This is a genomic window from Bradyrhizobium sp. P5_C11_2, from assembly GCF_054049755.1.
In genome coordinates this window covers 1-11,333 of the sequence record NZ_JBFULT010000221.1, presented here as the reverse complement: position 1 = coordinate 11,333, position 11,333 = coordinate 1, and the positions used below count along the sequence as shown (strand labels likewise).

Annotated in this window: 6 protein-coding genes and 1 tRNA gene; 2 read left to right on the top strand and 5 right to left on the bottom strand. The window is 62.8% G+C overall.

What is annotated here, in order from left to right; all coding sequences use genetic code 11:
* Positions 1–190 precede the first annotated feature (190 nt).
* The gene (locus tag ACXJL8_RS20775; protein WP_456619826.1) at positions 191–979 is read left to right on the top strand and encodes a 3-hydroxybutyrate dehydrogenase; all 789 of its coding nucleotides are present in this window, start codon (positions 191–193) and stop codon (positions 977–979) included.
* A 489-nt stretch (positions 980–1,468) separates the two neighbouring features.
* A complete protein-coding gene (locus ACXJL8_RS20770; RefSeq protein ID WP_456619827.1) occupies positions 1,469–2,077 on the top strand; it encodes a sll1863 family stress response protein in 609 nt (202 codons plus the stop codon).
* A gap of 707 nt (positions 2,078–2,784) precedes the next feature.
* On the opposite strand, the gene ACXJL8_RS20765 is transcribed toward ACXJL8_RS20770, so the two are convergent.
* The 5 genes from ACXJL8_RS20765 to ACXJL8_RS20745 all read right to left on the bottom strand — a co-directional run bounded on the left by ACXJL8_RS20765 (position 2,785) and on the right by ACXJL8_RS20745 (position 10,953).
* Positions 2,785–2,860: transfer RNA gene (locus tag ACXJL8_RS20765), tRNA-Lys, on the bottom strand.
* A 168-nt stretch (positions 2,861–3,028) separates the two neighbouring features.
* A complete protein-coding gene (locus tag ACXJL8_RS20760; RefSeq protein WP_456619828.1) occupies positions 3,029–3,637 on the bottom strand; it encodes a Spy/CpxP family protein refolding chaperone in 609 nt (202 codons plus the stop codon).
* A gap of 195 nt (positions 3,638–3,832) precedes the next feature.
* Positions 3,833–4,840: a TRAP transporter substrate-binding protein gene (locus tag ACXJL8_RS20755; RefSeq protein ID WP_456619829.1), complete on the bottom strand. Its 1,008-nt coding sequence runs from the start codon at positions 4,838–4,840 to the stop codon at positions 3,833–3,835.
* A gap of 326 nt (positions 4,841–5,166) precedes the next feature.
* A complete protein-coding gene (locus ACXJL8_RS20750) occupies positions 5,167–9,216 on the bottom strand; it encodes a beta strand repeat-containing protein (protein ID WP_456619830.1) in 4,050 nt (1,349 codons plus the stop codon).
* Between the two features lie 174 nt (positions 9,217–9,390).
* On the bottom strand, positions 9,391–10,953 hold the full coding sequence (locus ACXJL8_RS20745; RefSeq protein WP_456619831.1) for a 2-isopropylmalate synthase: 1,563 nt from the start codon (positions 10,951–10,953) through the stop codon (positions 9,391–9,393).
* Positions 10,954–11,333: the final 380 nt, after the last annotated feature.

The following is an 11,333-nucleotide window of genomic DNA, read 5'->3' as shown; positions in this document are numbered from 1 at the left end:
ATCCACATCCGTGCAGATCTCACGCTGGGTCTTGGCAGAGTGGCCCACGATTATCTGCAAGAACCAATCCGACGTGTGTTCCGGCCCTCAGAACGAAGTCTGGTCACCTGACGCAACCCCACGCAGCCGAGGCGCTCGCCAGCCGCGGAGCTTCAGCTATTGACGCAACACACAGAGCAAAGTGAATAAGATGAGTATTCTGAAGGGTAAGACAGCTGTCATAACCGGCTCGACCAGCGGCATCGGCCTCGCGTGCGCACGTGCTTTCGCAGAAGCCGGCGCCAACATCGTGCTCAACGGCATGGGTGCACCTGCTGATGTCGAGAAGGAGCGCTCAGCGATCGAGAGCGAATTCGGGGTCAAGACGATCTATTCGCCCGCGGACATGGCCAAACCGATCGAAATCGCCGAGCTGATCGCACTCGGCGCAGCAACCTTCGACAGTGTCGGCGTCCTCGTCAACAATGCCGGCATCCAGCACGTCTCTCCCATTGAGGAGTTTCAACCCGAGAAGTGGGATGCGATCATCGCGATCAACCTGTCCGCCGCATTCCATGCCATCCGTGCAGCGGTGCCGGGCATGAAGAAGCGCGGCTGGGGCCGCATCATCACCACGGCCTCGGCCCACTCGCTGGTCGCCTCCCCCTTCAAGTCGGGCTATGTCGCTGCCAAGCACGGGATCGCGGGTCTCACCAAGACGGTGGCGCTGGAGCTCGCGCGGTCGAAGATCACCTGCAACTGCATCAGCCCCGGCTACGTCTGGACACCACTCGTCGAGAAGCAAATCCCCAACACGATGAAAGCGCGCAACTTGAGGAGGGATGAGGTCATCAGTGACATCCTGCTCGCAGCGCAGCCCACGAAGGAGTTCGTCACGGCCGAGCAAGTGGCCTCGCTCGCGCTGTTCCTGTGCAGTGACGACGCCGCGCAGATCACCGGTGCCAATCTCGCGATCGATGGCGGCTGGACGGCCGCGTAGGACCGCCCGTCGGGCATCGGAGGCCGCCAAACAATCGGCCCCGCGCACGCACCACGGAGTGAAAGATATGCCTTCTGACAATGATCACATTGAGGAATCCAGTGGCCAGCCCGTCATCCGCTTCGGCGAGCGCGATAACGCTCTGCTCGAAGGTACGAGAAATGGCACACCGCTTGATCTTGCCGGAACTGAGAACCTGACGGACGCTCTGCGCTGGTGCGAGCACGCGTTCAACGGGGACGTGTTGCCGCCCCGTGCCAGGGTGGAGGAGCCGCGCGAATTCTACGCTGCGGCCAACATGGGTTGTCTGCCCCGCAGCCGGGAGCAAGCGCCGCGCAAGCAAGTCGCCGCTCCCCGTAGAACGACAACGCCGCTTCCGCATGCAACTGCTCGAGGCCTCTCGCTTCAGGAAGCTTGACGCAGGTCAAGTCAAGAGAAGCTGAGCTAAGGCATGAATACCAGTACATTCGTAGCCAACGGAGATGCGTCATGTCCGAGCAAAGCAGCATGCATTTTTACCTCAATTGGGCTAAGGAGCGCATCGACGAAATGGATGCCGCACTGGCGTCGCTCGAAGTGAAAGCGACGGAGGTCAAAGCCGAGTCCAGGGTCAGGGCCGATGAGATCGTCGCTGATCTGAAAAAACGGCGCGATGATTTTCAGGCGCTTCTCAAGACGCAAGCGGAAGCCGGCGAAGCCGCTTTGGCGCGCGCGAAGACGGATCTGGAAAAGCACTGGACCGGGTTCGAAGCGCAGATGAAGACCTACTTCGAAGGCGCCGGCAAGCAGATCGAGCAGCAGCAGGCCACGTTCAAGGACATAGCAGCGGCGCAGGCAAGGGCATGGCGCGAGGCGGCGGATCAATTCCGGGAGGCGGCGGGCAAAGTGGCCGAGGCCCGGACGACCGATATCGATGCCGCGCTCAAGCAACTGAAATCCGACGCGTCTGAAGCAGAAGCACGTCTTCAAGAATTCAAGGAGAGAGGGAACGAGTCCTGGTCGGTGCTAAGCGCCGCGTTGGAAGAATCCCGCAAGTCCTTCGATCAAGCAAGTCGGGCCGCATGGGACGCTCTGAGGGGCTCTGGCGCGAAGAGCTGAACCGCTTGGCCACAACGAATGTCGAGCAATTTGTCCGGAACTGCGAGGTACTGCAGTCCGCCAGATTGGGATGCGGAGGCCGCACGCAAGGCTAAGCTCTCGCGTTCGAACCAGCTTGACGCAGATTTCCGAGATTGAATTGACGAACCTATGAAGCCTGCCGGCTGAACAATGAGAACGGCCGCGCGACGTCAACTGTGCGCCAAAGGCCGTCATTCCCGCATGCCTAGCGTGAAATCCAAAGCAGCTTATTAGTCAGAGGAGTTAGCTCTCAGRAGCAACGGAGAGCGACCACCTTTTGCAGCCAACGCAATTCGCACCGGCGGCTCCAACCGCATCGGGAGTACAAAATCGCGGAAGATCGTAGATTGACGTAAAAATCGTAGCCTCGGTACCGGGGGAGGGGATCGAACCCCCCGACCCGAACGATCCGGTTCTGGTTCTGGTTCTGCAGCAAGCAGCACCCGGCGACGGGCAGAGCAGACTGTCCGTTTTGCTCGCCCTAATGTCCTATTCTACGACGAGCACGTAATCGACCTGTACCGTCGGATCTGCGGGCTGTATCGAATGGGGTGAAGATAGAGAGACAAAGGGAAAGTCGCACGGCAATCTGGCCGCGCCACGTCCCGCTGCAAAAAACGCCGCACGAGACCCATTTTGTCTCGGCGATCACTTCGCGAAGGTCTTGGAAAATAAGACTTTTCCAATGGTGGGCGCACCAGGGCTCGAACCTGGGACCCGCTGATTAAGAGTCAGCTGCTCTACCAACTGAGCTATGCGCCCGAAAGGCGGTCAAAGCCTTGCGAGGCCGGTCGTTTAGCAAAGCGAACCGGGTATGGCAAGCGATGCAACGAAGGTTTTCCAAGGGTTCGTCCACAAGCCCTAAAATGCGAAAAGCCGCTGGATTCCAGCGGCTTCGCCAAGGTTAATCCCCGCGGAATCCGCCCCCGCTTACAGCCGGCCTTCGCGATCCCGGTCCGGGCCGCGGTCCCGGTCGAAGTGGTCGCCGTGGAAGCGGTCCATGCCGCGCTCCATCATGCGGTCCATGCGTTCCATGAAGCGGTGGTGCGGCGGACCGTCTTCGCCGGCGCCGAACGGGCCGCGATGGCGGGTCAGCACGGCGAGGCGCCGCTTCTGGCCCTCGTCCAGCGTCTTGTAGAGCGGATCGGCGGCATCGGCGATCTTCTTCAGGGCCGCCGACGCCGCGCCCATGTCCTCGGCGCGCTGACGCAGGCGAGCGACCGGATCCTCCGGCTTGTCGGAGTCCCTGGCGGCGTCGCCGGGGCCGGCATTCATCCGCGCATTGGCGCGGTCGATGCGCAGCTTGGCGAACTCGCGCACCGCGCTCTCGACCGGCGGCCACAGCTTCTCCTGATCGGCGTTGAGCTTCAGACCGGCATGGACGGCGGCAATGCGCGCGTCGACGAAGGCGGCACGGTCTTCCGGGTTCATGCGGATGTGGCGGAAGTGCTCCATCCACGGGTGATGATACTGGGCATAGACCGCGCCCGAGCCGGCAATGCTGAGCACGGCGATGGCGGCGATGGTGAACTTCCTCATACGGACCTCCTCTGGAAGGGTGCCCTGAGGATGAGCGCCGGACGGCTGACGCGCAACTTACAACTTGGACAGGGTGAGCGTTCTTACAGAGATGTAACGCCCCTGAATGTCTGTTCAGTCGTAATCTGAAATCTTTTGCAACAAAAAGGGCTTCGGTGCAGTGCACAGAAGCCCTTTGTACATAGCTTCCCTGGATCAGTTCGTCGTGCTCTTCGCTTCCTTCTGGAACTCGTCGATCAGCGTCTGGCCGACGCGGCCTGCGGCGTCCTTGTAGACCGGCTCCATCGCCTTGCGCATCGCCTCGTCCTGCTCCGGCGTGAGCTTGATGATCTCGCTCTTACCGCTCTTCCTGATCTCGGCGAGCGCGTCGTCGTTTTCCTTCTGCGACTGCGTGTTGTTGAAGTCGGTCGCCTCCTTCATCGCCTTCGTCAGCTGGTCGCGGATGTCGGCCGGCAGATCGTCCCAGAACTTCTTGTTCACGATCACGACGTAGCCGATGTAGCCGTGGTTGGTCTCGGTGATGTACTTCTGCACCTCGTGCATCTTCTGGGTATAGATGTTCGACCAGGTGTTTTCCTGGCCGTCGACCACGCCGGTCTGAAGCGCCTGGTAGACCTCGCCAAACGCCATCACCTGAGGCAACGAGCCGAGCGACTTGAACTGGGCCTGGAGCACGCGCGAGGACTGGATGCGGAACTTCACGCCCTGGTAGTCGCCAGGGGTCACCAGCTTCTTGTTGGCGCTCATCTGCTTGAAGCCGTTGTCCCAATAGGCGAGACCGGTGATGCCCTTGGAATCCAGCAGCTTGAGCAGCCTGAGACCGAGCGGGCCTTCCGTCACCTTCCGCAGCGTCTTCAGGTCGGGAAGGATGTAGGGCAGATCGAACACCTCGAACTCGCGGATGCCGAGCGGACCGAATTTCGAGTTGGAGGGCGCCAGCATCTGCACGCTGCCGAGCTGAAGCGCCTCGAGCTCTTCCTTGTCCTTGTAGAGCGTCGAGTTCGGATAGACCTCGACCTTGACCTTGCCGCCGGTGTACTTCTCGGCGAGCTCCTTGAATTTCTCCGACGCCTTGCCCTTCGGCGTGTCGGTGGCGACGACGTGGCTGAACTTGATGATGATCGGCGATTGAGCCGATGCCGGCCCGGTCCACGCCCCGGCCAAGACCGCAACCGACGCCGCAGCCAAGATGAGTTTCCGCATGCTTCCTCCCGCATTTTTTGTGAGGCGCGGATCGCCGGCCCCAGAGCTTAAATTTAAGCTGAGGGCAGGATTATAGTGAAGCGGGGACAGGCGCTATTGCCCGTTAGCAGGGGGGCGGCTTGCAAAAAATGCAGTACCGAGAGGGGGTTGGTCGATGCCCGCGTGTCGCTGCGGACAGGCGGCTGGGGCATGCCGGCCTCATCAGGAGCTTGTGAGCGCCGGCGCAGTGTTAATCACGCTTGAATTCGGGATCTCAAAAAAAAATGCCCGGCTCGAATGAGCCGGGCAGTTCGGTCTTGCGGACGGTCTTTGAGCGGATTGCTCGCTCAGCGGCCGAGCGAGGCCACCAGCATCTGCTGCTGCGCGTTGGCGGCGCCAGGATCGCTGATGAGCGTGCCGCCGTGCCCGTCAGAGGACAGCGCGAAGTCGGCCGCGCTGTATTGGCCGAGCAGGCTCAGCGACGCAGTGTGCGTGCCGTCGGAGACCGTCAGCGTGCCGCCGGTGTTGCCGCTGTTCTGAGCATAGGCGAACGAGGTCACGCCGTCGCCGAACAGGATGTCGCCGAGATCGATGCTGTCATGGTCCTGCCAGCCGGAGATCGATCCGGTGAGCGCCGACGCCTGGGCGAGCACCAGCGAGGCATTGGGACCGGCGAAGATCACATCGTCCATCGCGCCGCCCGAATGGACAAAGGCGAGCGCGCCCGAGCCGATCGTGGTGTCGTCCGCGCTGCCGCCGGACTGGACATATTGCGTGCCGGCCAGCACCGTCGTGCCGGCCGCGCTGCCATACACATATTGCACGCCGCCGTTGACGATGGTGGCGCCGGCGACGCCCCAATCGACCTGGACGCCGCCCGCATTGACCGTGGTGCCTGTCGCCGTGCCGTCGGCGTAGACGTTCTGCGCGCCGCCGCTGTTGAGGATCGTGGTGACGGCGCTGCCATGGAGATGCTGGATCGCGCCGTTGCCGATCGTGGTCTGGGTCACCACCGCGCCGTAAACTTCCTGGCTGCCGCCGTCCATGGTGGTGCCGGTCGCTGTTCCACCGGCGAACACGACCTGATTGCCGCCATGGATCGTCGCGGTGTTGGCGGCGCCGCCATTCTCAACGAACTGCAAGCCCGAATTGAGCGTYGTCGTGCTTGCCGAGCCGAACACGTATTGCGCCCCACCCTCGAGCCTCGTTCCGCTCGCCGTGCCCCAGTCGTTCTGAACGCCGCCGACATTGACCGTGGTGCCGGTCGCCGTGCCGTCGGAATAGACGTTCTGCGCGCCACCGTCGTTGAGGATCGTGGTGATGGCGCTGCCATGGAGATACTGGATCGCGCCGTTGCCGATCGTGGTCTGGGTCACCACCGCGCCGTAGACGTTCTGGCTGCCGCCGTCCAGGATAGTGCCGTTGGCCTTGCCGCCACCCACAACCCACTGCTCGCCGCGCACAGTGGCGCCGTCCGCTCTGCCGTAAACGTAGAGCGCAGCGCCCTGCGCCACCGTGCCGGCTGAAACCTGACCCCCCAGTACTAGGCTGGCGCCGGTCTCGACCGTGACATGGGCGTAACTCACGCTGGTCGCCCAGTTTCCGCTTCGCACGTCGAGATTCTCGATGCCAATCGTCATGCCAAGCGTCCAGCTTCCCAAGCCCGACAGATTGATCGTGTCGTTGCCATCGCCGCCATCGATCATGCCCGCGATGGTTGAACCGGTGAAAAGGTCAATGGTGTCGTTTCCAGCGCCCATCGTCACATTGCCAGACACGACGCCGCTGTTGGTGAAGGTATCGTCGCCGTCGCCAAGGTCGACCGCGGAAGCGCCGGAATACGCGACGATCATGCCACTGTTGATCAGCGTGTCGGCACCGCCGTCGGTAAAGACACCACCTTTGATACCGCCCTTGTTCGTGACGATGTCGTCAAAGTCGCCGAGGATCCTGATGGGGGCCGTGATGCCGCCCTCATTGTAGATGGTCTTGGCGCCAAGCGACGGGCTGGGGGTCGCATCAACGAAGTACGCGGTCGTTCCACTTTCGATCTTGATATCGGAAAAGCCGGCGAGAGTCCTGAGGCCCCAGTTGCCGCTCCGGATGTGAAGATTCTCGACGTTGATCACGGTGCCGAGCTGGTCGTAGTAAACGCCCGTGCTCGAAAGACTGATCGTATCGGTGCCCGCACCGCCATCGATCGTCCCGCTCAAGCCCGAGCGCCCCCCGGCCACGTCCAAGCCGTTGACGAGGGTGATACTGTCGTCGCCGGCTCCCATTGACACGTCGCCCTTGATGACGCCCCTGTTGCTCAGGCCATCATTGCCGTCGCCCATGGCGATGCTGCCGACGATGTAGCCGCTATTGGCGATGGTATTGGCGAATGTGCCGGTGATGGAGATCGCCTGGCCGTTCTTGCCTTCAATGTAACCGTCATTGACGATGGTGACGGCGCCGAAGGCACCGCCACCGTTGCTGTCGTCGACGGTGATGGCCCGCTGATCGCTGACGATCCCGCCACCACGGGCCTCGTTATGGAGGAAGCCGCCACCGATCGCGAGCGCCTCGTTGAGGCCGTTGGCGGCGCTGGTCAGGCCGACCGCCCAGATCATTCCGAAATTGTCGATCGAGACCAAACCATCGACGTCGATGCCATCGGCGTCGGCACCGTTCATGGAGGTGCCGGTGATGGTGCCGCGGTTGGTGACGGTCGTCGTCGTGTTGGCGGCACTGTCCATGTTGATGCCGGACCCGCCGCGGCCGATGATCGTGCCGTCGTTGGTGATGGTGATCGGCTGGTCGCCGGTGATGCCGTGGCGCGCGCCGTCGATGATGCTGCCGCCCCCAAAGTTGTTGACCACGCCGCCGGTGTTGACCGACTGGAAGTCGATCGCATCGTTGCCGGACGAGGACGCCGAGGCGTTTTGGCTGACGATCCGGCCGTTGTTGTTGATGGTGGCGTGGGCACCGGCCCGGATCGCGTCGGCATCGGCCGCCGAAATCACGCCGCCCGCCGCATTGTTGATGACGGTATTGGCGCCGCTCGAATTGATGTCGTCGAGGTCAAGCGCCTGGCCGGCATTGCTGCCGGTTCCGGTCGAGGAGATCGTGCCCTGGTTGTTGAGGGTGAAGGTGCCGCTGGTGCCGGTTACGAGATTTGAGATCTTCACGGCATCTTTGGTTGCGGTGATGGTCGCGCCGAGCCCGTTGTTCACGGTGAAGCTGCCACTTGCGGACCCGCTGGTGGCGATCGCGCGGCTGGTTCCGATGATGTTGCCGAAATTTTCCAGCAGCGCGCCGGGCGAGGTGCTGCCGCCAATCCAGGTGACCGGGGTCGAACCGGAGAGCGTTGAGGGGCTCAAAATGGTGTGATGGTCGTTGTTTGCCAGCGTGATCGGGGTCGACGAATCGTCGTTGGTGATCGTCCCGGTCGCAGTCGCGGTGCCGATCGTGGCCGCTGCGCTTGGGTTGCTGACGCTGGTGAGCGTGAGCGTGAAGCTCTCGTCGGCCTCCGGGGTGGTGTCGCCGGAAATCGTGACGGTGACGGTCGCCGAGGTGGCACCATCGGCGATGGTGCCGTTGAAGGTCACGGGCGGCAACGTGCCGCCGTAATCGGCGGCATTGGTGGTGCCGGCGGCGAAGGTGCCCGAGAAGCTCGCGACGCCGGTGGTGCTGCCGCTGCGCACGATGACGAATGTCATGGTCTTGGTGCCGCTGTCGCCTTCGGCGACCAGCACGCTCGACGGCGAGAACGATATCAATTGCGCCGCCGGGGCCGCCAGGGTGAACGCAGTGGTCGGAAACGGCGCGTCCGGTGTATTGCCGTCGGCGCTCTGATCGCCGCTGCCGTTCTGGGTCTGCCAGTTGGCGGTGTTGCCGATCGCGGCGAGGTAGTCCGCGAAGCCGGCAAGGCCCGCGCGCGGGCCGTTATAGCCGACGATGTCGAGACCGCCGGTGAAGCTGACGGCGGTCTGGCCGGCAATGAGGCCGGTGCCGGTCAGCGTGCCGTCGGAGGTCGCATAGCCGACATTGGAGATCGCGGCGAGGAAGGTCGGTGCGGTCGAGGTGCCGATATAGGCGTAGACGACCTCGCTGTCGTTGGACAGGCCGGTGTTGTTGGCGTTGGTGAAGGTGGCCGAGCCCGCGCTCGTGCCGAACGTACCCTTGCCGATGTTGTTGATGTCGATGACGGTGCCGGCGGGAATCGCGCTGGTCGCGGTCCAGGCGATCGTGCTTTCGGCATTGCTGCCGGTGGAGAAGCTGGTTCCGTTCCAGTTGCTGTCGGTGAAGTTGATCACCGTGCCCTGCGGGATGTCGGTCAGCGCAACGAAGGACAGATTGTCGTTGCCGTCGCCGTTGAACCCGGTGAAGGCGATCGAACCAGCAGTCAATGACATTTCAATTCTCCAGCGGCGGGGCGCGGGCCGCGATGCTGCAGTTAATGAAATGATAACATGACATGATAATAACGGTTATGTTATGATGCACTCTCCTCCACATCATCGGGCCCAAAACGAAAAACGCGGCGTCGGAGACGCCGCGTTTGCCGATGAACTGCAGAGAATGACGCGTCAGCTTGCCGCCGCCGTCGTCACCGTGTCGCGCTGGCGCTTCATGACGATCTTGTTGAGCGCGCCGAGATAGGCCTTTGCGGACGCTACCAGCGTATCCGGATCCGCCGCGCGCGCCGTCATCGAACGTCCCTCATGCGACAGTCGGACCGAGACTTCCGCCTGCGCGTCGGTGCCCTCGGTCACGGCGTGAACCTGGTACAGCTCGAGCTTGGCCTCGTGCGGCACCAGCGCCTTGATGCAGTTGAACACCGCGTCCACCGGACCGTTGCCCTCGGCCTCCTCGATCTTGATCTGGCCATCGACGTCGAGCTTCATGGTGGCGCGCTGCGGGCCATGGGTGCCGGCGATCACGGTCAGCGAGGTCAGCTTGATGCGGTCGTGCGAGGCCGCCATCTCCTCGTCGACCAGCGCCTCGATGTCCTCGTCGTAGATGTCCTTCTTGCGGTCGGCGAGCGCCTTCATTCGCGTGAACGCATCTTCCAGCTGGTTGGGGCCGAGCTTGTAGCCCATCTCCTCCAGCTTGTGCACGAAGGCATGGCGGCCGGAATGCTTGCCCAGCACCAGCGAGGACTGCTTGAGGCCGACCATCTCGGGCCGCATGATCTCGTAGGTGGAGGCGTCCTTCAGCACGCCGTCCTGGTGGATGCCGCTCTCATGCGCGAACGCGTTGCGGCCGACGATGGCCTTGTTGTACTGCACCGGGAACGAGGTCGCCGCCGACACCACCTTCGAGGCGCGGGTGAGCTGCGTGGTGTCGATCTTGTTCCACCACGGAAACACGTCGTTGCGGACGTTGATGGCCATCACGACTTCCTCGAGCGAAGCGTTGCCGGCCCGCTCGCCGATGCCGTTGACGGTGCATTCGATCTGGCGCGCACCGCCGGCGATGCCGGCCAGCGAGTTCGCCACCGCCATGCCGAGGTCGTTATGGCAGTGAACCGAAAACACCGCCTTGTCGGAATTCGGCACCCGCTCGATCAGCGTCTTCATGAAGCGGGTGTATTCGTCCGGCGTGGTGTAGCCGACGGTGTCGGGGATGTTCACCGTGGTGGCACCGGCCTTGATCACGGCCTCGACGATGCGGCAGAGGTAGTCCATCTCGCTGCGGGTGGCATCTTCGGCCGACCATTCGACGTCGTCGATCTGGTTGCGGGCGCGGGTGACATTGGCAATCGAGAGCTCCATCACCTGCTCGGGCGTCATGTTCAGCTTGACACGCATGTGCAGYGGCGAAGTCGCGATCACGGTGTGGACGCGGCCGCGCCTGGCGAATTTCACCGCTTCGGCGCAGCGGTCGATGTCCTTTGGATTGGCACGCGACAGGCCGGCGATCACGGAGTTCTTGGAGCGGCGGGCGATCTCGCTGACGGCCTGGAAGTCGCCTTCGGACGTGATCGGGAAGCCGGCTTCGATGACGTCGACGCCCATGTCGTCGAGCATCTCGGCGATCTCGATCTTTTCCTCGAACGTCATGGTGGCGCCGGGGCACTGCTCGCCGTCGCGCAGCGTGGTGTCGAAAATGATGACGCGGTCCTTGTCGGACTTGTTCACGGGGGCCATTTCAAATTTCCTTTTGAGCTTTCGCGCCGGTTATTCCTGGGGCGCTGTCGGGGGTCCGCTGATCTCGTACATCCCCTGAGTGCCCAGGCGCGCAGCGCCCAGCCGGCCCTCAGGGGCAAGTAAGAAGAAGCCCGCCAATAAGGAGGGTGGGCAGCAGCGCGGCCGGGATCGTGGCGGCGGCCAGAGCCACCTCCCCCGAAATCCCATCGATTTGGCCGCGAATCAGCATTGCCAGACCCTTTTGAGCCACAAATCCTCGGTCAAAACCGTTGACGGTTGGTTGCCGGGTGGCTCGATGGGCCGTTTCTAGACGAGAAATGGGCGCAACTGCAACGCCAAAAGATGGTCAGAGGGGCTGACCTGGTTGCAGTGGCCCGCAT

Bases quoted from the DNA above. Each gene is read 5' to 3' on its own strand.
- ACXJL8_RS20775 (WP_456619826.1), top strand. From the start codon at position 191: ATGAGTATTCTGAAGGGTAAGACAGCTGTCATAACCGGCTCGACCAGC.
- ACXJL8_RS20770 (WP_456619827.1), top strand. From the start codon at position 1,469: ATGTCCGAGCAAAGCAGCATGCATTTTTACCTCAATTGGGCTAAGGAG.
- ACXJL8_RS20760 (WP_456619828.1), bottom strand. From the start codon at position 3,637: ATGAGGAAGTTCACCATCGCCGCCATCGCCGTGCTCAGCATTGCCGGC.
- ACXJL8_RS20755 (WP_456619829.1), bottom strand. From the start codon at position 4,840: ATGCGGAAACTCATCTTGGCTGCGGCGTCGGTTGCGGTCTTGGCCGGG.